The sequence below is a fragment of the Xanthomarina sp. F1114 genome, from assembly GCF_026410255.1.
Classification (GTDB): domain Bacteria; phylum Bacteroidota; class Bacteroidia; order Flavobacteriales; family Flavobacteriaceae; genus Xanthomarina.
The window spans coordinates 175,880-201,887 of sequence record NZ_JAPMLL010000005.1 but is presented as its reverse complement, the minus strand read 5'-3'; the positions used below and the strand labels follow the sequence as shown (position 1 = coordinate 201,887).

Sequence of the window (26,008 nt, the reverse complement as noted above, 5' to 3'; positions counted from 1 at the left end):
TAGTTTTTTAGTTTATTCATTTTTGTTTATTTAATTCGTCTTGTAATTGACGTCTTACTTTCTGTTCTCTTTCTAGAGCCACTTTTCTGTGCTCGTCAAATTCATCTTCAATTTCAGATAGTGCTTTTTTCGCTTCATTAGTTACCACATTACTATTCTTAAATTTATAGATAAATAGTAATAAACATGCTAAAAGCACACCAATAATAGACCACATTAATACGTTATAGTTAGATTTGCTCATTTGCAATCCAAATAAAGCCATATTATTTTTTTCGTCGGTAGTTTTCTCTAAATCTTGTTGTGTATTTGTTAAATTGGTCTTTAAAGAAGCCATTTCATCTGCTTGATTCTTTATAACTAACTTCGTGCTGTCCAATTGAATTTGGATGGCTTTTAAAGAATCTAAAGTGTGAGATTTTAAGGTGTACAACCAATTAGCTTTTACAACTTTGTAGTCTTGATAATTGTTAGAGCGTTTTATAACATAATCAAACTGGTTATCTATATTGCCACTTGATAAAGAAAGCTTCTCGTCGTCAGTTTGATTTTGTGCATAAGTGTTAAATGATATAATGCAAAGCGCGAACAACAAGGATTTAAAAATATTCATTTGGGAGTTTTTTAATTTTAATTTTTGCAAAAATAGCGAATTGTGTTTAGTTTCAACTATATATTATGAAAAAGCCTCACTATTGCGAGGCTTTTGTATATACGAATGAAACTTAATTTTGGATGTTTCAACTATTAATAATAGGTATAACGTCTTACTTTTGCAATATATTTGGCTAATCTGATAACTTGATGACTGTAACCATATTCGTTATCGTACCATATATATAGTAATACGTTTTTTCCGTCTTTTCTAACAATGGTTGCTTTGCTATCATAAATAGAAGGAGCAGAGCTTCCAACAATATCGCTAGAAACAAGTTCGTCGCTTAACTCATATTTTATTTGTTCGACTAAATCTCCTTCAATAGCAGCATTTTTAATTAAAGAATTAATTTCTTCTAAAGAAGTTTCTTTATTCAATTCTAAATTTAAAATAGCTAAAGAGCCATTTGGAACAGGAACACGAATAGCATTAGAAGTTAGTTTACCTTCTAAAGCAGGTAGGGCCTTGGCAACTGCACTTCCAGCTCCAGTTTCGGTAATTACCATGTTTAATGCAGCTGCACGTCCACGACGGTATTTTTTATGAAAGTTATCTACTAAGTTCTGGTCGTTTGTATAAGCATGAATGGTTTCAAGATGTCCACTTTTTACTCCATACGCATCTTCAACTACATCTAAAATAGGAGTTATGGCATTTGTTGTACATGATGCAGCAGAAAATATATCTACTTTATCTGGGTCATGTTCTAAATGATTAACACCATGAACAATATTTGGAACTCCTTTTCCTGGGGCTGTAAGTAATACTTTGTCAGCACCTTTAGAAGATAAAAGTCTGCTCAAGGCTTCTTTATCTCTAAAAGCTCCTGTATTATCTATCACTAAAGCATTATTAATACCGTAACTCGTATAATCTATATCTTCAGGATTGTTTGCAGAAATAACTTTTACGGTGGTTCCGTTAATTATTAAAGCACTATTCTCTAAATCGGCAATTACAGTTCCAGGAAAATCTCCATGCACTGAATCATTTCTCAATAAAGAGGCTCTTTTTTCTAAAACTGTTTGGTCTATAGCTCCACGAGTAACAATGGCTCTTAAACGCAACTGACTACCTTTACCGGTAAGTGTAATTAATTCGCGAGCAACTAAACGGCCAATTCTACCAAATCCGTAAAGAACTACATCTTTAGGTTTAATTGTGTTTTTTTTGCTGGCATCTTTTAATTTATCTGCAACAAAGGCTAAAGCATTACTGAATTTTTTCTCTTCTAAGTGGAACTCGTAAGTTAGTTTACCAATATCTAATCTGGATGGTGGTAAATCTAAAGTTTGAATGGCCTGGGCAATTTCAACAGAATCGAAAATAGAAATTGGTTTCTGGACAATTTCACCAGCGTATTCGTGTAAATTTAAAATTTGGCTAACGTTTCTATCGATTAATTGGTTTCTAAAAAGCACCAATTCAATAGATTTGTCGTACCATAGGTCGCTTACTATTTTAATAAACTCTACAGTAGCTTTTCTTCTATCAGCTTGAAAAGCCAGCTCATTTTCAAAAGTTTCGTTAAAACTCATTGTTTTTAATTTTAAAGTGTCCCTACCTTGATAGCAGACGGGTTGTTAAATGTTTTTCAACCATATAAATGGCTGATTTGAATTTGGTTGCAAAAATAAGACATTTTAAATGTTTTAGACTTAGTTTTTTTAAATAAAAACCCTCTAGAATATTCTAGAGGGTTGTAATTTATTTTTGTGATAAAATCTTACTTAAAATTATATCTTTCTATTTGACCATTAGAATTAATAAGCTCAATTCTTAAAGGTTCGTAGGCAGATTTATTAGATATAATTTCCTGAACATCATCTATATTATAAACCTTAATATTGTTTATAGAAATAATAATATCTCCTTCTCTAACGCCGTTATCTCTTAAATATTTTGAGTACGATTGACTCAATCTTGAAATTTTAACCCCATTAGTTGTATTGTATTTTTTAAGGTCTTCTTTCGTGGCATTTTTAACAATTCCAAAGGGTGGAATACTGAAATTTAAGTTTTTATTTAAGGTAACAGGAACTTCTTTTAATTGTCCACTTCTTAAGTATGTAATTTGAACCACATCTTCCGGACGTTTAGTAGACAAATATCCTGATAAATCTGAGAACTTCGAGATTTTAACATGGTCTATTTTTTTTATAATATCACCTGGTTTAAGTCCAGCTTCTTGAGCTCCAGATTGTTCTTCTACCGTATCGATATAAAAACCTTCTGTTTCTGCAACACTTAGTTTTTCTGCAAAATTGCTATTTAATGCGCCTCCAGAAACTCCTAAAACACCTTTTTGGACGTTTCCGTATTCAAGAAGATCTTCCACAACTTTTCTTGCAATATTACTAGGTACAGCAAAAGAATAACCAATATAAGAACCTGTTTGAGATGAGATTGCTGTGTTTATTCCTATTAAATCGCCATTAGAATTGACTAAAGCACCTCCAGAATTCCCAGGGTTTACTGCAGCATCTGTTTGGATAAAAGATTGCGTATTTCTACCTCCAGTTAAATCTCTAGATTTTGCACTAATAATTCCAGCTGTAACTGTAGATGTTAAATTAAATGGATTTCCAACAGCTAGAACCCATTCTCCTATTTTAGCCTGATCGCTATCTCCAAAGGTCGTATATGGTAACTCTTGTTCCGTATCAATTTTTAATAGAGCAATATCTGTTTTATCATCAGAGCCAATTATTGTAGCTTCGTAGGTACTGTTATCGTTAAGTGTAACAGTTAATTCACTTGAGCCAGTAATAACATGATTGTTAGTAATAATATATCCATCCGGAGAAATTATTACTCCAGATCCAGTACCAACCTGAGAACGTTGTGGCGATCTGCCATAGAATAAATCTTCAAAAGTTAACTGTCTAGAACTTCCTATCGTGGTATTTTTAACATGGACAACAGTGTGTATAGTTTTTTCTGCTGCTTTGGTAAAATTGATGCTATTTTCCGGAATAAAACTGGAATTTGAATAGTTGCTTACAGGAAATACTGTCGCAGCCTCGTTCAATTGATTAGTCGTCTGTGTGTTATTATTTTCTAAAAAAAGTTTATAGGCCGAAAGTGTAATAATTCCACCTAATACTGAAACTAAAACTAAAGTTGCAATTTTTTTCATTATTTATTGGGATTAAATGGTTTACAATTCAATAACGATTAAAATTAATTTATTATTGAATTCATTTTTAATTTTTAACGATTTTTAACGTCATATTTAACCTCTGTTTAACAAGATAATTGATGCTCATAATTCATATATTTGCCTGACTTATGGAATTTACATTTTACAAATATCAAGGAACAGGAAACGATTTTGTGATGATTGATAATCGTCAACTACAATTCGACAAAAACAATACCAAATTGGTTTCTAATCTGTGCAACAGACGTTTTGGCATAGGAGCAGATGGACTTATCCTATTAGAAGACCATCCAGAATGGGATTTTAAAATGGTCTATTATAATGCAGATGGTAACGAAAGTTCTATGTGTGGTAACGGCGGACGTTGTATTGCAGCTTTTGCAAAGCAATTAGAGATAATTCAAAATAAAGCAACTTTTGAAGCTATTGATGGTTTGCATCATGTTATTATTGATAAGAATATGATAAAACTTCAAATGCAAGATGTTCTTTCAATTGAAAACCATCAGCAATATGTATTTTTAAATACTGGTTCTCCACATCATGTTCAATTAGAGAATAATTTAATTAATTTACCAATTAAAGAGGTAGGTTCAAGAATTCGTTATGGACAACCTTATAATCAATCTGGTACTAACGTTAATTTTGTTAAAAAACTCTCAGAAGATGTTTTTAAAGTAAGAACCTATGAGCGGGGAGTAGAAGATGAAACTTTATCTTGCGGTACTGGAGTAACTGCTGTTGCGCTTGCCATGTTTGAAACAGGTCAAACAAAAAGTCATTTAGTAAGTTTAGAAACAGAAGGAGGACAGCTACAGGTTTCTTTTAAAGAAGAACAAGGTATTTATAGAGATATCTGGCTTATGGGACCCGCAGTTAAAGTATTTAAAGGAATTTGGACATGCTAACATTACAAGGAAAAGAAATATATTTAAGAGCTTTAGAGCCAGAGGATTTAGATTTTATTCACAGTGTTGAAAATGATGAAGCCGTTTGGGAAATTAGTCATACTCAAACTCCATATTCCAGATTTTTGATTAAGCAATATCTAGAAAATGCACATAAAGATATATATGAAGTTAAACAATTGCGTTTAGTTATTTCAAATTATAGTAATATTGCCCTTGGAATGATAGATCTTTTCGATTTCGATCCTAAAAATAGTAGGGCTGGAGTAGGAATTTTAATCAAAGAAACTGAAGAAAGACAAAAAGGAATTGGAAATGAAGCTCTCGGGTTACTAATCAATTATTGTAAAAAACATTTAAATTTACACCAATTGTATTGTAATATTACCGAAGATAATCAAGCTAGTTTAAAGCTTTTTGAAAAACATGGCTTTCAGATAATTGGTTTAAAAAAAGACTGGAACTATGTTAATGGTTCTTATAAAAATGAATATTTACTTCAACGTATTAATTAATGTATTTTAAAAAAATTCTTGTTGCCATAGCTTTAATAGGACTAGTAATAGCTGGTATATTTGCTAATTATATTTACAGAGTCATGTTAGTGGATAACACGGCATTCAATAACGACCAGGCTTATATCTATATTCCAACTAATGCTAATTACATGGAAGTTAGAGAGCAATTAAAACCTTTGCTAAAAGATATTGAAAAGTTTGACGCTCTTGCAAAACAAAAAAAGTACACGTCCAATATTAAAGCAGGACGATACCTTATTAAGAAGGGAATGAATAATAATGATATTATTAATTCCATTAGAAGTAAAAACCTGCCAATAACCTTAGCATTTAACAATCAGCCAGATTTAATATCTCTAGCGGGAAGAGTCTCCATGCAAATAGAACCAGATAGTTTAAAGTTGTATCAAGTAATGACTAACGAGGAGTTTCTAGCAAATAACTCTTTTACTATGGCAAATGCCTTAAGTATGTATATTCCTAATAGTTATGAGTTTTTCTGGAATACCTCAGCTTTAGATTTTAGAGATAGAATGCTAAAAGAATATAAACGTTTCTGGAACGACAGTAGAAAAGCCAAAGCCAAAGCGATAGGTTTAACAGAAAATGAAGTAATGACTTTGGCATCTATTGTTCATGAGGAATCAAAACAAGCTGTAGAACAACCAAGAATAGCTGGCGTGTACTTAAACAGATTACGTATAGGTATGCCTTTGCAAGCTGATCCTACTTTAAAATTTGCAGCATACCAATTGCCACAATACCAAGGTACCGTTATTAAAAGAGTTTTAAATGTACATAAGGATATAGATTCTCCGTACAATACTTATAAATATACTGGTTTGCCTCCTGGGCTTATTGCTATGCCAGATATTACAGCTATAGATGCTGTATTAAATCCAGAATCACATAAATATCTCTATTTTGCTGCAGATGCCAAAAGGCTAGGCTATCATAAATTTGCTAAGACTTTAAGTCAACATAATGCAAATGCTCGAGAATATCATAGATACTTGTCGTCTCAAGGAATTAACAGATAGGTTTTAAATGGGAATTAAACATACCATATTTGCCTGTTTAATTACTGTGACTTCTTTTTCTCAAAGTAAACTAAATAGTTTTTTAGAACCCAATGATACTTTAAATGTATCTAGACGAAATGCTGTTGTAATTACAGAAGTTTCTTTAGCTAGCTTAACTTTGCTTGGGTTAAATCAGTTGTGGTATGCTGATTATGAAAAATCTAATTTTCATACGTTTGATGATAATAGCGAATGGATGCAGATGGATAAACTAGGACATGTTTTTTCTTCATATCAATTAAGCAGGTTAGGAGCAAGTACTTTAAATTGGAGTGGTGCAAATGAAAAATCTCAATTAATATATGGCGCTGGTCTTGGGTTAGGATTTTTAACAGCTGTAGAGGTGTTTGATGGTTTTTCGGAAGAATGGGGTTTTTCCTGGGGAGATATGGCGGCCAATATTGTTGGAACTGGATTATTTGTGGGACAAGAATTACTTTGGAGAGAACAACGTATCACATTAAAGTATTCGTTCCACAGAACTCAATACGCACTACAAAATCCTGATAAATTAGGGGACGGACTTTTGGAAGAGTTTTTAAAAGATTATAATGGTCAGACTTATTGGCTAAGCTTAAATTTACATTCTTTTTTTAAAAATAGTAAAATTCCCAAATGGTTAAATGTAGCTTTTGGATACGGAGCAGAAGGAATGGTTTCTGGAACAAACTCCTTAAATGAAGATTTTGTATTTCATTCAGATCCTTACCGACAATATTATTTGAGTTTAGATGTAGATTTAACCAGAATTAAAACAAAATCTCATGTTTTAAAGACACTTTTTGATGTTTTTAATCTGGTAAAAGTACCATTTCCAACTATGGAGTTTAACGATAAAAATGGTATCAAGTTCCACGGAATCTACTTTTAGAAACACTTAATCGATTAATTTTCAGATATTAAAAAAATGTTCTATCTTTGCACACTGAAATTTTCAAGTGATTATCTTTTAGATATTTACTGAAGAAATTTAAAGATATGATAAAAAATATTGGGAGTTATTTAGTTTTATCACTTACAATATGTTTCTTGGTTGTTGGATCGATTTATATGAACAAATCGGTTAAAGAGAAAAATTATACCTCACCTCGATATGCATTTAACAATGAAGTTCCAGGTGTTGTTTCTCAAGACAACCTATTTCCAATTCACGAAATTCAACCACCTTTTTCACCAACTTTAGGAAAATCCTTTGTAGGGTTCAAAGAAGCTTTAGGCTTTAAAGAATCTGGAGGAGATTACTTTACTGTAAATACTTTTGGTTATTTGGGGAAGTATCAATTTGGAAAAGAAACATTAAAATTGATAGGCATTTACAACCCTGTTCACTTTTTAAGCAATCCAGAATTGCAAGAAAAGGCGTTTATAGCAAATGCAGAACGTAACAAATGGGTGTTAAGAAAAGACATTAAACGTTTTTCTGGTAAAGTAATTAACGGTACAAAAATTACAGAGTCTGGAATTTTAGCTGCTGCTCATTTAGCCGGACCTGGAAATGTAAAGAAATATTTAAGAAGTTACGGAGCTGATGGTTTTTCTGACGCCTACGGAACATCTATTTCTTATTACATTAAAAAGTTCTCTGGGTATGATACCTCGAAGATTGAACCAAATAAAAGAGCCAAGGTAAAACACTCGGCTTAGGTATTAATCTTTTTGAATAATAAATAGCGTAGGTCTTTTATGTAGGTCTACGCTATTTTTTTTCCATTCTTTTACACTTTGTGTTTTTATATATTCCGTAGGTAAAGTTATATCGCAGGCTACACATACCAAAGTAAAATCGTTTAAAGCGCTACAAATATCTTCCAACAATTTATTGTTTCTGTAAGGAGTTTCAATAAAAGACTGAGATTGCTTATGGCTAAAAGAAAACTGCTCTAAGCGTCTTAATTCTTTTTTTCTTTCATCTTTATCTATGGGTAAATAGCCATTAAAAGCAAAGCTTTGTCCATTCATTCCAGAACTCATTTGAGCCATTATTATGGACGATGGACCAACCATTGGCACTACTTTTATATTTTTTTGATGTGCTATTTTTACAATATCGGCTCCTGGATCGGCTACAGCAGGACAACCTGCTTCAGAAAGTAAACCCACATTTTTACCTTGTAAACAAGGCTCTAAGAAACTTGGTAAATCGGTAATATCTGTAAATTTATTAAGATGAAATATTTGTAAGCTAGATTGCTTTTTACTGGGCTTTATTTGTTTTATAAAGCGTCTAGCACTTTTTTCATTTTCAACAATATAGACATCTACTTGTTCGATAATTTTTTTTACTGAAATCGGTAGAACTTCCAGAGGCGCAGTGTCTCCTAAAGTGGTAGGTATTAAATAGAGTTTTCCGAATTGGCTTGTCATTAATAGGTTTTTATTTAATAATAAGTTTATGGGTTTTTTTATTTCCTGTGGTCGAAATAATTTCTGTTAAATATAAACCTTTTGAAAGATTTCTAGTGTTTATTTGCACATTAGAAGTGTTATTTCCTGTAACTGTTTTTATTAGTTTGCCTTGAATGCTAAAAATATTTACGGTTTCAATTAAAGTTTGTGGATTTCTACTTTCAATAGTAAACAAGTTAGTTGCTGGATTTGGATAGATATTTAATTCCATGAATTCACTTTCTGAAATGTTTAAATTCGGGTCTGTAATTTTAAAAATAGATCCGGAATCAATTCCAACTATATAGAGTTCTCCGTTAATATCTTCTCCAAATGATGTCCAGCCATTTCCCGAGTATTGTTCAGTAAAAGTCATGTTCCAAGTACCATTTGTATTTTGAAGTATACCTATTTCGTTGCTGCAGTAATCTGCAAAAAAGTACCATCCATTAAAATTTGGTTGCTGGCTTCCTCTGTGTACAAACCCTCCAGTAATTGAGCACTTAAAATTACCGCTAGTTGTATGTGTATATTCTGAAATTGGAAAGGTTAATTCTGAACTATTTGGGCAGCTGCCTGAGTTGTTGTATGTTTCACTCCCCTCATAACAACGCCATCCATAATTAAGACCAGCTTGCCCCCCGGGTACCATATTAATTTCTTCTATTGCACTTTGACCAACATCGGCAATCCAAAGATCTTGTGTTTGACTATCGAATGAAAACCGCCATGGGTTTCTTAAGCCATAAGCCCATATTTCCGGTAAAGCATTCGGGTTTTCTGTATTTGGAAAAGGATTATCAGATGGAATACTATAATTGTTGCCGTTTGGGGATGTATCTACATCTATTCTAAGCATTTTTCCTAAGTGTGTTGTTAAGTTTTGAGCTCTGTTTTCCGGGTCTCCACCACTACCACCATCACCTAGTCCAATGTAGAGATAACCATCGTTTCCAAACGCTAAATCCCCTCCATTATGATTGCTATAAGGTTGATTTACAGTAAGTAAAATTTCTTCGGTACTAACGCTAACAGTATTAGAGTCTGGTGGACTTGTAATATATTTTGCTATAACCGTGTTACCGCTATTATTTATGTAGTTTACAAAGAAAATTCCGTTAGATTGATATTGTGGGTGAAAAGCTAAGCCTAATAAACCTCGTTCTCCGCCACTTAAAACTTTTGAATCTATATCGAGAAAGGGTGTTCCGTTTATGGAACCGTCAGAATTAACTACTTTTATCAGCCCGCCACGCTCTACAACAAATAATCTGTTATCGCCGGCATTTTCTATATCTAAGGGGCTGCTAAAATCTGAAGCAAATAGTTCTAATTCTATTTCTTGAGCTATAAGGAAATAAGGAAGTATTAGCAGAATGAGGAGGCTTGCTTTATTTTTCATTTGATTTTTTTATTGAAATTTTGTATTACAAAGTACAAAAATTTCGAATAAAAAAAAACAGAGCTTAACTCTCAGTTACATATGGAGTTTCGTTGCTATTTCCTGGCAAGCTTCATCTAGCAATTTATAGGTGCTTTCAAAACCTTGAATTCCACCTGTGTATGGGTCGGGAACATCATGATCTTGATTTTTATAAATTTCATTAAGAATCATTTTAACCTTTGCCTCATCTTGATTATTTCTAGCTAATCGTATTACATTTTGGTAATTAGAGCTGTCCATGACATAGATATAATCGAAGTTATCAAAATCGGACACTGAAAATTGCCTACCTTTTTGAGTGGAAATATCTAAGCCATATTTGTTTGCAACTTTTACGGATCTAGGATCAGGTGGGTTACCAATATGATAATCTCCAGTTCCTGCAGAATCTATAATAAATTTGTCTTGGGGAAGTTTCGATCTTAAAATGCCTTCCGCTAAAGGAGAACGGCAAATATTACCCAAACATACCATTAGAATTTTAGTCATAGTAATACTCCGGTAATTTCGGAAAGTTTTTAGTTAAACAGCTAACTTTTTAGAAAGGTCTTCAACATATTTTCTAAATTGTTTATCTGTTGTAGAAAGGTTGTCTACGGTTTTACATGCATGAAGCACAGTGGCATGATCTCTTTTTCCTATTTGAGATCCTATACTAGCTAAAGAAGCTTTAGTAAGTTTTTTAGCAAAGAACATTGCTAATTGTCTAGCTTGAACAATATGACGTTTTCTAGTTTTAGATTGTAAAGTATCAATGTCCATCTGGAAATAATCTGACACTACTTTTTGTATATAATCTATAGAAACCTCGCGTTTTGTGTTTTTAACAAACTTTTCTACAACTTGTTTTGCTAAATCTATAGTGATTTCTTTCTTATTAAAAGACGATTGAGCAATTAAAGAAATAATGGCGCCTTCGAGCTCACGAATATTAGATTTAATATTTTTTGCAACATATTCAATTATTTCTTCTGGCATTTCCACACCATCACGATATAGTTTATTTTTTAGAATTGACACACGTGTTTCAAAATCTGGGCTTTGCAATTCTGCCGATAACCCCCATTTAAACCTTGATAATAAACGTTGTTCAATATCTTGCATATCTACAGGAGCTTTGTCACTTGTTAAAATAACTTGCTTCCCATTTTGATGTAAGTGATTGAAAATATGGAAGAACACATCTTGCGTTCCGGTTTTTCCTGAAAGGAATTGCACATCATCAATAATTAGAATATCTATTATTTGATAAAAATGAATAAAATCGTTTCTATTATTTTTCTTTACAGAGTCTATATATTGTTGAGTAAACTTTTCTGCAGAAATATACAGAACTGTTTTTTCTGGGTATTTATCTTTAATATCTACACCAATAGCATGTGCTAAATGTGTTTTTCCTAAACCAACACCACCAAAAATTAAAAGGGGATTAAAAGATGTTCCTCCAGGTTTTGATGCTACAGCTAATCCAGCACTTCTAGCCAAGCGATTTGAGTCGCCTTCTAGGAAGTTTTCAAAACTGTAATTTGGATTTAGTTGAGATTCAATTTTTACATTTCTAATTCCTGGAATTATAAACGGATTTCTTAATTCTGGGCTTTTATTGTTTAAGGGAATGTCAACATCCTGAGATTTAACTGCAGAGCGATTAGAACTTGGAATTTTTTCAGTAAATGGTTGTTTATTACCATAAGTGTTTTCCATTTTTATAATGTAAACAAGTTTAGCTGTTTCTCCTAATTCTTTAGTTAAAGCTACTTTTAATATTTTTACGTAATGTTCCTCGAGCCATTCGTAAAAGAATTTACTAGGCACTTGTATGCTCAAAGATTTATCAGTAAGCTTCACTGCAATGATTGGTTCGAACCATGTTTTATATGCTTGCGGCTGAATGTTATCTTTTATGAATTCAAGACAATTGTTCCAAACCGATTGCGCAGTTACACTCATTATAATTTTAAGGATTTATAGATTAATTATTATAGAGACATGAAATCTCCGACTGATTTTATAGCTGGACAAATATGTGAACAAATTTCTTAAAAAAAAAATCAATTGCTATTGAATATTAAGAAAATTATCCTCATGTTTATTGCTTTGCCTAAACTACGAAAAATAATCTAAAGTCCGATATGAATTTCGACGAAATACCAATAAGAGTGAGATATGGTGAAACCGACCAAATGGGGGTTGTACACCATGGAAATTATGCATTATACCTAGAAATGGGGCGTACCGAGTGGTTGCGCAAGAAAGGTATTTCATATAAAGAAATGGAAGATGATGGTGTTATGCTTCCTGTTGTTTCAATGAGTTTGAACTATAAGAAATCAGCCGGTTACGACGAGGTTCTTAAAGTAAAAACTCAACTCAAAAAAGCTCCTTCAGTTAGGATAGAATTTGATTATGAAATTACAAATCAAGCAGGTGAAATTTTAATAATAGCTACTACAGTTTTAGCTTTTATAGATATGAAAACTAAAAGACCGATAAAATGTCCAGACTATATTTTTGAAAAAATAATGGACTAATTTTCTAATTCTTTTATTTCGACTTCAAATATAGATTGGAAGCTTTCAAAAGCTTTTTGAGCATCCTTTAACCGGACAGAAATTTCAATTTTGCAGTCTAATTCTAAAATCTGATTTACAATTTTTAGATTGTTTTCTTTTATAAGACGCATAACCTTATTCATGTTTTTATAATCAAAACTTATTTCAAAATGCTTGTTAATAGTTCTAGTTACGATTCTAGAATTCTCTAAAGCCATTTGAGCTGTTGTTTTGTACGCATTAATTAGGCCGCCAACTCCAAGTTTTACACCTCCAAAATATCTAACTACCACAATTAAAACATTGGTAACATCAAAAGATTGTATTTGCCCATAAATTGGCATGCCTGCACTATTATTAGGTTCCCCATCATCGTTTGCTCGGAATTGTAGATTACTTTCAGTTGTTCCAAACTGGTAGGCATAACACCAATGTCTGGCAGAATGATGCTGTTTTTTTAGTGTCTCTAAATGTTCTTTTACCTGATCTTCGTTAATAGCCGGGTAGGCGTAGCCGAAAAATTTACTGTTTTTATCTTTAAATAAGACTTCGTTCGAGGCTTTAGTTAAGGTTTTATAGGTGTCTTTTTTATTCATTAAGCCAAAGTTACTAATAAGATTGAAATAATTGCCAATCCAATTCCAATCCAATTTTTAATAGATAGTTTCTCTTTAAATGCTAATAGCCCAACAATGGATGTAAGAATCAATATGGCTACATTATTAATAGTGAAAATAGTAGAACTCTCTAAAGACTCATGGTTTAATGCCTTTAATATAAAAAAGATGGATGCATAATTAGCAATACCTAAAGCAATACCTCCAGGAATGCTTCGTGGGTTAAATTTGAATTCTTTTTTTATTATTTGAATTATTAAAACTATAAACCCAAAACATGCTGCAAAAAAGAAGATGGTTGCAGAGAATATAGGTATACCACCTTCTTTTATATATGATGTCTCTATATATTTTATAGACGTATCTATAATTCCAGTTCCTAGAAATAGAATAATAGGATACATGAGATTGCTTTTAAAGTTGAATTGCGTGTTTTTTTTGACTGAGACAAAATACACAGCAAACAAGGCTAGAAAAATTCCTAAAAGCTTCTGGAATCCTGTGCTTTCGTGATACATATAAATACCAAAAACAAAAGGAATAACCAGGCTCATTTTTGTAGCAACTGAGGCAACAGATATTCCATTGAGTTGTGATGTAATAGCCATAACATTAAAAATAAGAATGAACAGAAGTCCTAAGATTAAAGCGCCAAAAACCCATTCTGAATAAATTATTTCTTGGAGGTTAAAATGGTTCTTAGACGTTATCAGGCCACAGAAACAAGCAGTTATATAGTTAATTACTATGGCTTGTAACGTGTTTACTTTAAACCTATCAAACAATTTGAAAAGTAGAAAAATAAAGGTTGAAGCAAGAATGCTTAATAACAGATCTATCAAAAGAGGTTCTTTTTAATGGTAAATAAATTAGTAACATCTTCTGTTTTAGGATCGATGTTCCATGTGTGGATGCCTAATTTGTTTGCAGCTATTGTGTTTTCTTCAGTATCATCTATAAATAGACAGGATTCCGGCTTCAGATTGTTTTCAGTTAATACAAAATGATAAATATCTGCATTGGGTTTTCTTAATTTAATTTCATGCGACAGATAGAAAACATTAAAATAACTTTTAAATTCTTCGTAAAATGTAACGTTGTTTTTTATCCAATCTATATGTAGCGTGTTGGTATTGCTTAATAAAATAAGTTGATATTTCTCTTCTGAGGCTAACTTCTTAATAAAATCTAATCTATGAACAGGAAAGTCCTTTAAAATGCAATTCCATACTTCTAAAACAGTTTCTTTGGTTAAATCTGGGAAGTTTTCTAGATAGAATTCTATAAATTCTTCTGTTGAAATTAGGCCTTGTTCGTACAAACTGTTAATTGCCATTATTTCTTCTGAAAGGAATTCTAGCTCAAAAATTTCTAGAGCCTGGTTCATAGCTCCTTCTTTATCTAAGTTAATAAAAACATCACCAAAATCGAATATTAGGGTTTTAATCATTTTTATTTTTTGTCTATCTCGCTTGTTAAAAATAAATTTTAGCAGGCTGATTTATTTGTATATATTCTTAATTTATCATCTAAAATGGAAAACTCTTGAATTTGTTTTCCTTTAAAAACGGGAGCTTTAACACCTTTGTTAAAAATAGCTTTTCCAGTAAAAACCCTAGCTTCGTCCCAGAGTTTTTCATCTATAAAGGTTTGAAGTGTTTGTCTTCCACCTTCTATAATTATAGACTGGATGTTTTCTTTATGCAAATAATGGCAAAATCTAGTGGCTAAATTTGTTGAAAACTCTATTTCATTTTCTGAAACAACAAGGGTTATGGCTTCATTATTAAAAATTTGAAAATCTTTTGAAAGTCTATTTCTTCTATCTAGAACCACTCTAATGGGGTTTTTTCCAATCCAATCTCTTACAGTTAAACTTGGGTTGTCTTCAAGAACTGTTTTAGTTCCAACAAAAATAGCCTGTTCTTCTGCACGCCATTTATGGACTAATTGTCTAGATTGCTCGTTGGTAATCCAAACAGGTTTTTGTTTATCTCTAGTTTCAGGGGCAATTAACCCGTCTTCTGTTTCTGCCCATTTTAAAATAATATATGGTCTTTTTTTATTGTGAAAGGTAAAAAAACGTTTATGATGTTCTTTGCATTTATCTTCAAGTACACCAACTATTACATGGCAGCCGGAAGATTTTAGTTTCTCAATACCTTTTCCTGCAACCTGGCTATGTGTGTCTGTAGTTCCAATAACTACGTTTGGAATCTGGTGTTTTATTATTAAATCGCTACATGGAGGAGTTTTCCCAAAATGGCTACAAGGTTCTAAAGTAACATATAATGTTGCTTTTTTTAATAAAGATTTATCCTTAACAGCTGCTATAGCATTTACTTCGGCATGATTACAACCATAAGCACTTGTAAAGCCTTCGCCTATAATTTCACTATTTAACACAATTACACAGCCAACCATTGGGTTTGGAGCCGTAGTTCCAAGACCATTTTTAGCAATTTCAATACAACGTGTTAGGTATTTTTCATGTATCTTCATCCCGACAAATTTCAGTGTAAAAATAACATAATAAAGTGAGCAATAATATTGTTATTAGAGAAATATCTACCGAGGATAATGAACAAATGGCAGAAGTAATTCGAAATGTTTTAGTAGAATTAGGTGCACCAAAAGTAGGAACAGCTTATGAAGATACCTCTTTAGATAAAATGACAGAAACGTATAGTGCCGAAAGGTCTGTTTATTTTGTAATTGAAAAAGAAGGGGAGATAGTGGGTGGTGCAGGAATTGCTCCCTTAGCTGGTTTTGAGAATCAAATCTGCGAACTTCAAAAAATGTATTTTTTAAAGGAAATAAGAGGACTCGGTTTAGGCAAAAAGCTAATCCAAAAATGTTTAGAAAGTGCCATAATTTTCAAATTCAAAAAATGTTATTTAGAAACCTTACCATATATGGTTTCAGCACAAAAACTATATTCTAAAGTGGGGTTTAAATCTCTGGATAAACCAATGGGAAATACGGGACATTATTCGTGTAATGTCTGGATGATAAAAGCATTATGAGATTAAAGGACATTCAAAATATATTTCATGAAGAATTAGACGTTATTTTTGGTGCCAACGAAGTAGGTAGCATTTTTAATATCTTAATATTACATTATTTAAAGATTAATAGAATAGCTCTAGTTCTAGAGCCAGAATTAAGTGTCTCAAAAGAAGAAGAACAACCTTTATTTGAAGCTTTAAGTAGATTAAAGCTAGAAGAACCTATTCAATATATAATTGGAGAAACTGAATTTTTCGGACTTCCTTTTCATGTCAATAAACACACGTTAATTCCTAGACCTGAAACGGAAGAACTTGTTTCGCTTGTAATTCAGTATTCAAAGCATAAAATTCTAAGTTCGCAACCTTTTACCATTTTAGATATTGGTACCGGTACTGGATGCATTGCTATATCATTAGCAAAAGAACTTCCAAATGCTCAGGTTTTTGCTGTGGATGTTAGTGCTGAAGCTTTAAAAGTAGCTAAACAAAATGCTGAATTAAATAAAGTAGATATAAACCTGATTAATACGGACATCCTAGATAAGAATTCCTGGCCGCAAAACCTCGACATAAAGTTTGACGTTATAGTATCAAACCCTCCCTATGTAAGAGATTTGGAAAAATTGGAAATTAAGAATAATGTATTAAAACACGAGCCTCATTTAGCTTTGTTTGTTGAAGATAATGACCCTTTGAAGTTTTATGAGATTATTACCGATTTTGCTGTTGAAAATTTGAAGAATAACGGATTGTTGTTTTTTGAAATTAATCAATATCTTGGAAACGAAACTAAACAATTATTACAGGAAAAGGGTTTTAACGACTTGGAGTTGAAACTGGATATATTTGGAAATAATCGCATGTTAAAAGGCTTAAAAAATTTTTAATAAATGACTACTAAAGAACAGATTTTACAATTAAGAGAAGAGCTTAATAAATACAATTACAATTATTACGTATTAGACAACCCGAGTATAAGCGATTATGATTTTGATATAAAATTAAAACAACTTCAAGAGTTGGAGTCTAAGCATCCAGAGTTTTTTGACCCTAATTCTCCAAGTCAGCGAGTGGGAGGAGAGGTTACTAAAAATTTTGAAACACTTGTTCACGAGCAACGTATGTACTCTTTAGATAATTCTTATTCCAAAGAAGATTTATTGGACTGGGAAACTAGAATTAAAAAGTTGGTGGACGGAGAACTGCAATTTACTTGTGAATTAAAATATGATGGTGCCTCAATAAATCTAACTTATGAAAAGGGGAGTCTTGTTAGAGCAGTTACTAGAGGAGACGGGGTTCAAGGAGATAATGTTACTGCTAATATAAAAACCATTAAGTCTGTGCCTTTAAGATTAAAAGGAGATTTTCCTGAGAAATTTGATATTCGAGGTGAAATTGTACTGCCTTTTGAAGGATTTAATAAAATGAATGAAGAACGGATAGAAATAGGTGAGGAACCATATAGAAACCCTAGAAATACCGCTTCTGGAAGTTTAAAATTACAAGATAGTACGGAGGTTGCTAAAAGACCTCTAGAGTGTTTATTATATAGTATTGTGGGAAACAGTTTAAATTTCGACACCCAATTTGAAGGTCTTGAAAAAGCCCGTTCTTGGGGGTTTAAAGTGCCACAAGCAGCGAAACTTGTAAGTTCTATTGAAGCCGTGTTTGAGTTTATAAATTATTGGGACGAGCATAGACATAATCTGCCTTACGAGACAGATGGCGTTGTAGTTAAGGTCAATAATTTATATCAGCAAGAGGAACTTGGTTATACCGCAAAAGCACCTCGTTGGGCTATTGCTTACAAATTTAAAGCAGAGCAGGTTTCCACCAGGTTAAACAGTATTAGTTATCAAGTTGGAAGAACCGGAGCTATTACACCCGTTGCTAATTTGGAGCCTGTGGAGTTGGCAGGAACAACAGTTAAAAGGGCGTCGTTACATAATGCGGATCAAATTGAAAAATTAGATATTCGTGTGGGAGATGAAGTTTTTGTTGAAAAGGGCGGAGAAATTATTCCTAAAATAATTGCTGTAGATTTAACCAAAAGACCGGAAAACTCTCTACCAACCAAATATATTACTCAATGTCCTGAATGTGATACAACTTTAGTAAGAACTGAAGGAGAAGCCCAGCATTATTGCCCTAATTACAATGGTTGTAAGCCACAAGTTATTGGTAGAATCCAACATTTTATTTCCAGAAAAGCGATGGATATTGAAGGATTGGGTGGTGAGACGGTTGCTCTGTTAGTAAATGAAAATTTGATTGATAACTATTCCGATTTATACGAATTAACCAAAGAACAAATTTTACCTTTAGAACGTATGGCCGAAAAAAGTGCAGATAATTTAATTCAAGGTATCGAGCAGTCTAAACAAATACCATTTGAACGTGTGTTATATGCCTTAGGGATTAGATATGTTGGAGAAACAGTTGCAAAAAAACTGGCAAAGCATTATAAAAGTATTGATGCAATAGCTGAGGCTACGCATGATAACTTAATAAACGTAGACGAAATAGGAGTTAAGATTGCAGAAAGTGTAACAGATTTCTTTAATGTTGAAATGAACAAAGAAATTATTGCTAGATTAAAGGGTTTTGGAGTTCAATTAGAGATTTCTGCAGAAAAATTAGCTAGTCAAACCAACAAACTGGATGGTAGTATTTTTGTGGTTTCCGGTGTTTTCCATATAGTGTCTAGAAATGAACTTAAAAAACTAATAGAAGACAATGGAGGGAAGGTGTCTTCCTCTATATCTGGAAAGACCAATTATGTAGTGGCCGGAGATAATATGGGACCAAGTAAAAAAACTAAAGCTGAGAATTTGGGTATTCCTATAATAACTGAGCAAGATTTTATGGAAATGCTGTCTTAAGCTGTAATTAAATATTTTAATCGATAAAGAGTGCTTACTTACCGATTAATTGTATTTTATTAGATATATTTGTGCGTACGAACTAACAATTAGTCAGTGTTTTATGGCAAATAATTTTTTAGCATATTCTCTTTTTGAGCTTTTTCATTTTAGCGGAGATATCTTCTTAGAAATGCTTATAGCTCCAATTATTACTGTCTTTTATTTTGTAAAAGTTAAAAAAAAACCTTTGTATTTTAGTTTGTTTTTACTGACATATTCCATAGCAGATCTTATCAATTTTTTCGATCAACAAAGTTATAATGAAACAGTTTATTTTATCTGTAATGGTTTGTTTATGCTCTCCTATGTTTTCTTATTGCTAGAAATAGTAAAAACGGTAAGCTTGAGACAGGTTCTTAAAAAATTCCCTATCCATTTTGTAGTTCTTACTTTGCTCAATGTGTATATAATGTATGTTATGGTTACTATAATTAGTCCTATTATGTTTGAGACTAATCATTTAATAGTAGTTCAAATTATAGAACAAACTTATAATGTTATTCTCTTGGCTATCTTAACTATGTCGTTTTTCAACTATATTCTTAACGAAAGCAATAAAGCTCTCTTGCTGTTTTGTGGATGTTTAGCTATTACTTTTTCGGAATTTTTATGGATTGGTTATTTTTATCTTTCTGAAGAAATGGTTGGACTTAGGTTTGTTTCAATACTGCTAGAATTAAGTGCTTTCCTTCTGTTTTATTTCCAGGCTACTGTAAAAGAAAATAATAGTTCGCGTTCTAATAGCTATATTTAAAAATTATATTTTAAAGAGCGCATTAATCATAGTTCTAAGTGGTTGATTTGCTACTAATTATTCCCTTTTGTAATATTTGGACTGAGAAATCAAATGTATTTCATCGATAAAAAGCAGTATTTTACCGATTAATAACTATATTTGTATATATTTGCTTTCAAATGATGATTGTATGATTTTAAATAAATCAAACATTTTAATTGCATTTATTATCATGCTTTGTGTTTCTTTTGCGCTTTTTCAGGTGCAAGGGGAGTATCTTGTTTCAGCTATTTCCAAATCGCTGATTGTTCCGTTAATCACCTTAGTTTATTTTATAAATGTAAAAGATAAATCAATTTATTTTACAGGGTTTTTAGTGCTTTTTTCTATTTCAGAATTATCCACTGTGGCTCAGTTTTATCTCGATACAACTACAGCTTTAGACACTTATTATGTTATAGGAAACACCATTTATATATTGGCATATATTTTATTACTTATTGAAGTTTTAAAAGATTTAGACTTTAAAAAGGTGTTTAAAAATTATAAATTATCACTCAGTATTTTAGCTGTTTTGAATGTTTATATTGTTTATATGTTAATAACAATTGTGTATCCAGTTATAGACCATTCTAATTTAATTTATATAGAATTAGTTTATAATATAGTGATGCTTCTGTTGCTAACTTTCGCCTTAATTAACTATTCTTATAACGATAATAAAAAAACCTTACTATTATTTATAGGTTGCCTATGTATTGTGTTTTCCGAATTTATCCAGGTTGCTTATTTTTATATCTCAGAGACAGACATACTTAATTTTACCTCTACATTATTATTTGTTATGGCATTTTTCTTTTTCTACTTACATGCCAGAACTAGAAGTGTAAAAACGTTTAAATGGATTATTAAATCCTAAGCGGACAGTCTTTATAATTATATTTCTTGAATCTTTAAATTTATAAAAGAGACGGTTCTTTTAGATTTTAACATACTTTTCGATGAACTGCATGTTTATATCGTTGTAATTAATTATATTTGAGTCAACCTACTTATGTTTATTACTGTGAAAGACTGGCTAAAATATAGTTACAACAGGATATTTCTTTGTGTTCTGTTTTTGTTGATGATTCTAAATGTTCTTGCTTCTCTAAGCGAAAACAGCATGTTGATACAGATTACAAGACCTCTGTTTATTCCAATTTTTGTAATGTTCTATTATATTAAAAATCGCTATGTCCACTACTTGTTTATAGTCTTTTTTGTTTTGTCTTTTATAGGAGATTTTTCTTCATTATTTTTAAACAAAAACACCCTGATAAAATTTTCTGGATTGATGCATTTTTTGAGTTATTTAGCTCTTACAATTTATATAGCATCAAAAATTAAACGCATTAGATTTGATAAGGTAGTTGCAGCTTATTTACTGATTGTGATAAGTATAAATTCGTACTTTCTATACGAATTATTTGTAGTTGTAAAAACTCAAATTATCGATACAACAGAGGTTAATTTGTTTGTGGCTAAAAGTATCTCGTTGTTGGTGTTGGCATTTGTTTCGTTTATTGTTTATTTAAGCTCAGATACCAAGCAGGCTATTTTATTTTTATTTACTACATTAAGTTTTGTGTTTTCAGATATTCTACACTATATAAGTAATTACTATATCTACAATTGGAGTTTTGTTATGTTAAACCATACCTTGCATTTGGTTGGTTTATTCTTTCTGTTCAACTTTGTTATTGGAGAAAATAGATTGCGTAAAAGAGATCCGGTTAGTAATAAATTAACTTCAGAATTTATACCATCAAAGACCACTTATAGCTTAACTAGACAATAATAGAAGCGCCATTTGCCGATTTGTTTTTGTCAGCATCAAAAGTAAAATCTATACGTCCTAAATTAATACCAAAACAGCCCACTTGATTTACAAGAACATTTTTATTTTCAATATTTTGGGCAACCGTTGGCTTAGGTAAAAAGGTATGTGTATGTCCGCCAATAATTAAATCAATATCTTTTGTGTTAGCCGCAAGCTTTAAGTCGCTAGGCTTATCAGGGTTATTTCTATACTTATAACCAATATGAGATAAACAGATAACCAAATCGCATTGTTCTTCCTCTTTTAGTATTCTACTCATATCTTGAGCAATTTCAATAGGATCATGGTAAACAGTTTCTTTGTAGAGGTCTTTTAAAACTAGTCCATCTAATTTTATACCTACTCCAAAAACACCAATTTTTATACCAGCTTTATTAAATATTTTGTAAGGTTTAACGTGTGTGTCTAAGATGGTGTTTTTAAAATCGTAATTGGCAGAAATAAAATCAAATTCAGCGTGAGGTAGTTGCGCGTATAAGCCATCAATACCATTGTCGAAGTCGTGGTTTCCTATAGTTGCTGCGTCATATTTTAACTTACTCATAAGTTTAAACTCCAATTCACCCCCGTAATAGTTAAAATATGGGGTGCCTTGAAAAATGTCTCCAGCGTCTAATAAAAGTGTATTTGGGTTTTCATTTCTAATATCCTGAATCAGGCTTGCTCTTCTAGCAACACCTCCTTTATTTGGGTTTCTGCCGTCTTCCGGGCCAAAAGGATCGATATGACTATGGACATCGTTGGTATGTAGTATGGTAATTTTTGTCGCGTTTTTAGTAGATGCAAAAGATGATAGCCCTAAACTTCCTACGGTTACTAAAGCTGTTGCTGCAGATGTTTTTTGAATAAAATTTCTCCTTTTCATGAGTTTAAAATAAATTATTTTTTAGTTGTCATTCTTCGACTTCGATTGCTTTTAATATATCAGATCCTTACGAAAGCTTTATAATTACTACTCTTCTAACTTTATAAACCTGTCGTCGCGCACAGGATTAATTGTATCGTGTTTCTTGAAATAATCTAGAAAAGCATTTCGTATTTTGTAATTTAACACATATAAAGTATCGCTTGGATGAAAGAAATCCATGCCATCTCCTCCGTCATATAGGTAATCGTTAGTGGCAACATAATATGTTTTAGAGGTGTCTATTGGTTTGTTGTTTATAGTTGCTTCTATTAACTGATAGTCTTTGTCTACGGCAATTTTTAATTTAGAAATAGGATGTGCTCTTTTTGCCCTAAGCAAATAAGCAATCATTTGGTTTACTTGACTCCCTTTTATTGGAGCAACAACAATGCTATTTTCAAATGGCATTATTTCATAAGCTGTTCTGGTTGTAATATTGCCTTCGGAAATAATGGCACGAATACCTCCATGATTGGCCAGAACCATATCAATATCTTTTCCTGTTCGTTTTTTAAAAACAGGATTTCCTTCCTCAAACATAACATCGGCAAATAGATTTCCTATCGCCGTATTTAACTCTCCATCACTTTTAGAGTAAGTATCGGCAGCATAGCTAATTACACTGTCCATATCTTTATTTAAATGAGTTCTATAAGGTTTTATAAAGCTCTCAATTTTCTCGTCTGTTTCTAAGCTATCTGTAATAGGAATTTGCTTTCCTTCAATTCGTGTTAAATGTTGCGTTTCTTGTTTGCAACCAACAATAAATGTAATAAAAACTAGTGTAAAAAGAGGTTTAAAGTTCATGATGAAACATGTGTGTTTTAATAATTTTTTGTGAGTACTTTTACTACCTTTGTAACAAAGTATAAATATATAATGATTTTAAAGGGTTTAAAAGAAAAATCTATAAAAAAGAAGTTAAATAGTATTTTAAAAAAACGAGAAACACGTTTTAATACTGATAAAATAGAACATATAGGAATAATTTTAAACGCTGATGAAACTACCGATTTTGAAGCTTTAAAATCCTTGGCTCAAACCATAAGTGTAAGGTCTAATAAGCTGAAAATTATTGCTTTTACAGAAAGTAAAGATAAGTTAGACTATTCTTGGGATACTTGCTATAATACGAAAGATTTTACATGGAATGGTAGAATAAATAACACCGAATTACAAGCTTTTTTAGATACTGAATTCGATATGTTAATTAGTTATTACGCAACAGATGTATTGGAGTTAAAATATTTAACTGCAGCCTCTAAAGCACCATTTAAAGTAGGTGTTTTTCAAATGGATAAACGGATTAACGATTTAATTATTAAAGCCGATTTAGAGAATTTAGATCTTTTTAAAACCGAATTAAAAAAATATTTAAACGTATTAAATAAATTACATTCATGAAAAACAAATTATCAGGTTTAGGGATTGCCATTATAACACCATTTAAAAACGACTTAAGTGTCGATCATGAAGCCTTAAGAAGTATTGTAAATTTTAATATAGAAAACGGAACCAATTATATAGTAATTAGTGGAACAACAGGAGAAAGTGTTACTGTTACAAAGGAGGAGAAAAAAGAGATAATTGCTACTATAGTTAAAACTAATAACAATCGTGTGCCGTTAGTCTTGGGAATTGGAGGAAACAATACAGCCGATGTACTTGAAGAATTAAAATCAACAGATTTCACGCATATTTCCGCAATTTTGTCGGTCTCTCCAGCCTATAGTAAGCCTACTCAAGAAGGGATTTACCAGCATTTTAAAGCTATTTCTTTGGCCTCACCAAGACCTATAGTCTTATATAATGTTCCTGGAAGAACAGCCTCTAATATGTTGCCAGAAACAGTAATTAGATTAGCCACAGACTTTGATAATATTGTTGCTATTAAAGAAGCTGCTGGAAGTTTAGGACAATATTTTCAATTAATTAAAAATAAACCAGAAAATTTCTCAATTATTTCAGGCGATGACGATCTAGCTTTACCGGTAACTTTAGCGGGTGGAGTAGGAGTGATTTCGGTTATAGGTCAAGCTTTTCCTAAAGAGTTTTCAAAAATGATTAAATTAGGATTAGAAGGTAACTCTAATCAAGCTTATAAGATTCATTATCAATTTTTGGATGTAATTTCTTTAATTTTTTCTGAAAACAATCCGTCGGGAATTAAAGCTGTATTAGAGCAAATAAAACTTTGTAAAGATACCGTAAGATTACCTTTAGTTCCAGCTACAGATTCCTTAAAACTGAAGATAGAAGGATTTATAAAAAAATTGCAAAAAAGTTAAATTATCCTTAAACCTTAAATAAAGCGTGTTTAAGCGTTTATTTTAGCTTAAAATAATATTTTTAAAATCCATTAAAATAGCTTAATTTTGCCTCCTGTTTAAAAATTATGAAGAAACTTTTTTATTTATTTATAACTTTCACTGTTTTAAGTTCTTGTAGCTCCTATCAAAAAGCCTTAAAAAAGCCAGATGTTGCCCAAAAGTTTAAAGTAGGGGAAGAGCTCTATAATAAAGGGAAATATGCGAAAGCAAATAAACTTTTTGCTCAAATTGTTCCTAATTATCGCGGGAAACCACAAGCCGAAAAGTTGATGTTTTTATACTCTAATAGTTTTTATGAAATGAAAGACTATTATTTGGCTAGTTACCAATTCGAGCGTTTTGCTTCAGCTTACCCAGACAGTGAAAAAGTAGACGAAGCAGCTTTTTTAAGTGGTAAAGCCACTTATATGCTATCGCCTGTTCATTCTAAGGATCAAACAGAAACTAGAGATGCTATAGATAAATTACAAGTATTTATTAATTTATTTCCGGACTCAGAGTATGTTCCAGAAGCAAATAAGTTAATCCAAGATTTAGATTTTAAATTAGAATTGAAAGCCTACGAGATAGCAAAGCAATACAATAAAATTGCTGGATATACTGGAGATTATAATGCGTCAATTAAAGCATTCGATAATTTTATTTTAGATTTTCCAGGTTCAGTATATAGAGAAGATGCATTTTTCTACAAATTAGATTCTGCATATAAAGTATCTATGAATAGTATAGAATCTAAGAAAAAAGAACGTTTGGAAAAAGCCAAAAGCTACTACAATAACTACAAAAAGAATTATGGTGATTCTGAACGTATGGAAGAGGCTAATGAAATGTTAGAAGATATTAATAAAGAATTAGAAGAATATAGTACTAAAAGCTAAATAGAATAAA

The 26,008-nt window shown here is 31.6% G+C and carries 28 protein-coding genes; 15 read left to right on the top strand and 13 right to left on the bottom strand.

Going from position 1 to position 26,008, the window contains the following annotated elements; translation table 11 throughout:
* Nucleotides 1–16 precede the first annotated feature (16 nt).
* From OS188_RS05790 to OS188_RS05780, 3 genes are all read right to left on the bottom strand, one after another.
* Nucleotides 17–613, bottom strand: a complete 597-nt coding sequence (locus OS188_RS05790) for a tRNA (guanine-N1)-methyltransferase (protein WP_267147883.1) — start codon at nt 611–613, stop codon at nt 17–19.
* 134 nt (nt 614–747) lie between these two features.
* A complete protein-coding gene (locus OS188_RS05785) occupies nt 748–2,196 on the bottom strand; it encodes a glyceraldehyde-3-phosphate dehydrogenase (protein WP_267147882.1) in 1,449 nt (482 codons plus the stop codon).
* A gap of 188 nt (nt 2,197–2,384) precedes the next feature.
* On the bottom strand, nt 2,385–3,797 hold the full coding sequence (locus OS188_RS05780) for a trypsin-like peptidase domain-containing protein (protein ID WP_267147881.1): 1,413 nt from the start codon (nt 3,795–3,797) through the stop codon (nt 2,385–2,387).
* A 152-nt stretch (nt 3,798–3,949) separates the two neighbouring features.
* On the opposite strand from OS188_RS05780, the gene dapF reads away from it, so the two are divergent.
* The 5 genes from dapF to OS188_RS05755 all read left to right on the top strand — a co-directional run bounded on the left by dapF (nt 3,950) and on the right by OS188_RS05755 (nt 7,973).
* Nucleotides 3,950–4,729, top strand: a complete 780-nt coding sequence (gene dapF, locus OS188_RS05775) for a diaminopimelate epimerase (protein WP_267147880.1) — start codon at nt 3,950–3,952, stop codon at nt 4,727–4,729.
* Nucleotides 4,723–5,244, top strand: coding sequence for a GNAT family N-acetyltransferase (locus OS188_RS05770; RefSeq protein WP_267147879.1), 522 nt, complete (start codon nt 4,723–4,725; stop codon nt 5,242–5,244). Before dapF ends, OS188_RS05770 begins: the two co-directional genes overlap by 7 nt.
* The gene (gene mltG, locus OS188_RS05765; RefSeq protein ID WP_267147878.1) at nt 5,244–6,287 is read left to right on the top strand and encodes an endolytic transglycosylase MltG; all 1,044 of its coding nucleotides are present in this window, start codon (nt 5,244–5,246) and stop codon (nt 6,285–6,287) included. Before OS188_RS05770 ends, mltG begins: the two co-directional genes overlap by 1 nt.
* 7 nt (nt 6,288–6,294) lie before the next feature.
* Entirely contained in the window at nt 6,295–7,200 is a 906-nt protein-coding gene (locus OS188_RS05760) for a DUF2279 domain-containing protein (protein ID WP_267147877.1), read from the top strand.
* 107 nt (nt 7,201–7,307) lie between these two features.
* A complete protein-coding gene (locus OS188_RS05755; RefSeq protein WP_267147876.1) occupies nt 7,308–7,973 on the top strand; it encodes a peptidoglycan-binding protein LysM in 666 nt (221 codons plus the stop codon).
* A gap of 3 nt (nt 7,974–7,976) precedes the next feature.
* On the opposite strand, the gene OS188_RS05750 is transcribed toward OS188_RS05755, so the two are convergent.
* The 4 genes from OS188_RS05750 to dnaA all read right to left on the bottom strand — a co-directional run bounded on the left by OS188_RS05750 (nt 7,977) and on the right by dnaA (nt 12,108).
* Nucleotides 7,977–8,693, bottom strand: coding sequence for an SAM-dependent methyltransferase (locus OS188_RS05750; protein ID WP_267147875.1), 717 nt, complete (start codon nt 8,691–8,693; stop codon nt 7,977–7,979).
* Nucleotides 8,694–8,703: 10 nt separating this feature from the next.
* Complete coding sequence (locus OS188_RS05745) at nt 8,704–10,116, bottom strand: PQQ-dependent sugar dehydrogenase (RefSeq protein ID WP_267147874.1); 1,413 nt, start codon at nt 10,114–10,116, stop codon at nt 8,704–8,706.
* Nucleotides 10,117–10,191: 75 nt separating this feature from the next.
* Nucleotides 10,192–10,647, bottom strand: coding sequence for a low molecular weight protein-tyrosine-phosphatase (locus tag OS188_RS05740; RefSeq protein ID WP_267147873.1), 456 nt, complete (start codon nt 10,645–10,647; stop codon nt 10,192–10,194).
* A gap of 33 nt (nt 10,648–10,680) precedes the next feature.
* Complete coding sequence (dnaA, locus tag OS188_RS05735; protein ID WP_267147872.1) at nt 10,681–12,108, bottom strand: chromosomal replication initiator protein DnaA; 1,428 nt, start codon at nt 12,106–12,108, stop codon at nt 10,681–10,683.
* A gap of 182 nt (nt 12,109–12,290) precedes the next feature.
* Between dnaA and OS188_RS05730 the strand changes: the two genes are divergently transcribed.
* Nucleotides 12,291–12,689 (top strand): acyl-CoA thioesterase, encoded by a 399-nt coding sequence (locus OS188_RS05730; RefSeq protein WP_267147871.1) that lies wholly within the window; start codon nt 12,291–12,293, stop codon nt 12,687–12,689.
* On the opposite strand, the gene OS188_RS05725 is transcribed toward OS188_RS05730, so the two are convergent.
* From OS188_RS05725 to ribD, 4 genes are read right to left on the bottom strand one after another with little or no spacing between them, the layout of a single operon-like run.
* Nucleotides 12,686–13,306 (bottom strand): IMPACT family protein, encoded by a 621-nt coding sequence (locus OS188_RS05725; RefSeq protein WP_267147870.1) that lies wholly within the window; start codon nt 13,304–13,306, stop codon nt 12,686–12,688. The genes OS188_RS05730 and OS188_RS05725 overlap by 4 nt on opposite strands.
* Nucleotides 13,306–14,169, bottom strand: coding sequence for an EamA family transporter (locus OS188_RS05720; RefSeq protein ID WP_267147869.1), 864 nt, complete (start codon nt 14,167–14,169; stop codon nt 13,306–13,308). The genes OS188_RS05725 and OS188_RS05720 overlap by 1 nt, the downstream gene beginning before the upstream one ends.
* On the bottom strand, nt 14,166–14,777 hold the full coding sequence (locus OS188_RS05715; protein WP_267147868.1) for an HAD family hydrolase: 612 nt from the start codon (nt 14,775–14,777) through the stop codon (nt 14,166–14,168). Before OS188_RS05715 ends, OS188_RS05720 begins: the two co-directional genes overlap by 4 nt.
* Nucleotides 14,778–14,815: 38 nt before the next feature.
* Nucleotides 14,816–15,829 (bottom strand): bifunctional diaminohydroxyphosphoribosylaminopyrimidine deaminase/5-amino-6-(5-phosphoribosylamino)uracil reductase RibD, encoded by a 1,014-nt coding sequence (gene ribD, locus OS188_RS05710; protein WP_267147867.1) that lies wholly within the window; start codon nt 15,827–15,829, stop codon nt 14,816–14,818.
* A gap of 86 nt (nt 15,830–15,915) precedes the next feature.
* On the opposite strand from ribD, the gene OS188_RS05705 reads away from it, so the two are divergent.
* The 6 genes from OS188_RS05705 to OS188_RS05680 all read left to right on the top strand — a co-directional run bounded on the left by OS188_RS05705 (nt 15,916) and on the right by OS188_RS05680 (nt 21,841).
* Nucleotides 15,916–16,353, top strand: a complete 438-nt coding sequence (locus OS188_RS05705) for a GNAT family N-acetyltransferase (protein WP_267147896.1) — start codon at nt 15,916–15,918, stop codon at nt 16,351–16,353.
* The gene (gene prmC, locus OS188_RS05700; RefSeq protein WP_267147866.1) at nt 16,350–17,225 is read left to right on the top strand and encodes a peptide chain release factor N(5)-glutamine methyltransferase; all 876 of its coding nucleotides are present in this window, start codon (nt 16,350–16,352) and stop codon (nt 17,223–17,225) included. The genes OS188_RS05705 and prmC overlap by 4 nt, the downstream gene beginning before the upstream one ends.
* Before the next feature lie 3 nt (nt 17,226–17,228).
* Nucleotides 17,229–19,223 carry an NAD-dependent DNA ligase LigA gene (gene ligA, locus OS188_RS05695; protein WP_267147865.1) on the top strand — a complete coding sequence of 665 codons (1,995 nt, stop codon included), beginning with the start codon at nt 17,229–17,231 and terminating at the stop codon, nt 19,221–19,223.
* A gap of 103 nt (nt 19,224–19,326) precedes the next feature.
* Nucleotides 19,327–20,019 carry a hypothetical protein gene (locus tag OS188_RS05690; protein ID WP_267147864.1) on the top strand — a complete coding sequence of 231 codons (693 nt, stop codon included), beginning with the start codon at nt 19,327–19,329 and terminating at the stop codon, nt 20,017–20,019.
* A gap of 172 nt (nt 20,020–20,191) precedes the next feature.
* Nucleotides 20,192–20,920, top strand: a complete 729-nt coding sequence (locus OS188_RS05685; RefSeq protein ID WP_267147863.1) for a hypothetical protein — start codon at nt 20,192–20,194, stop codon at nt 20,918–20,920.
* Between the two features lie 414 nt (nt 20,921–21,334).
* Nucleotides 21,335–21,841 carry a hypothetical protein gene (locus OS188_RS05680; protein WP_267147862.1) on the top strand — a complete coding sequence of 169 codons (507 nt, stop codon included), beginning with the start codon at nt 21,335–21,337 and terminating at the stop codon, nt 21,839–21,841.
* Here the strand turns inward: OS188_RS05680 and OS188_RS05675 are convergent.
* Nucleotides 21,831–22,748, bottom strand: coding sequence for a bifunctional metallophosphatase/5'-nucleotidase (locus OS188_RS05675; RefSeq protein ID WP_267147861.1), 918 nt, complete (start codon nt 22,746–22,748; stop codon nt 21,831–21,833). The genes OS188_RS05680 and OS188_RS05675 overlap by 11 nt on opposite strands.
* Nucleotides 22,749–22,835: 87 nt before the next feature.
* Entirely contained in the window at nt 22,836–23,597 is a 762-nt protein-coding gene (locus OS188_RS05670; protein WP_267147860.1) for a 5'-nucleotidase C-terminal domain-containing protein, read from the bottom strand.
* A 30-nt stretch (nt 23,598–23,627) separates the two neighbouring features.
* On the opposite strand from OS188_RS05670, the gene OS188_RS05665 reads away from it, so the two are divergent.
* The 3 genes from OS188_RS05665 (at nt 23,628) to OS188_RS05655 (ending at nt 25,998) form a co-directional block, all read left to right on the top strand.
* Entirely contained in the window at nt 23,628–24,194 is a 567-nt protein-coding gene (locus OS188_RS05665; protein WP_267147859.1) for a DUF6913 domain-containing protein, read from the top strand.
* Nucleotides 24,191–25,078, top strand: a complete 888-nt coding sequence (dapA, locus tag OS188_RS05660) for a 4-hydroxy-tetrahydrodipicolinate synthase (RefSeq protein ID WP_267147858.1) — start codon at nt 24,191–24,193, stop codon at nt 25,076–25,078. The genes OS188_RS05665 and dapA overlap by 4 nt, the downstream gene beginning before the upstream one ends.
* 107 nt (nt 25,079–25,185) lie before the next feature.
* Entirely contained in the window at nt 25,186–25,998 is an 813-nt protein-coding gene (locus tag OS188_RS05655; protein WP_267147857.1) for an outer membrane protein assembly factor BamD, read from the top strand.
* Nucleotides 25,999–26,008 lie beyond the last annotated feature (10 nt).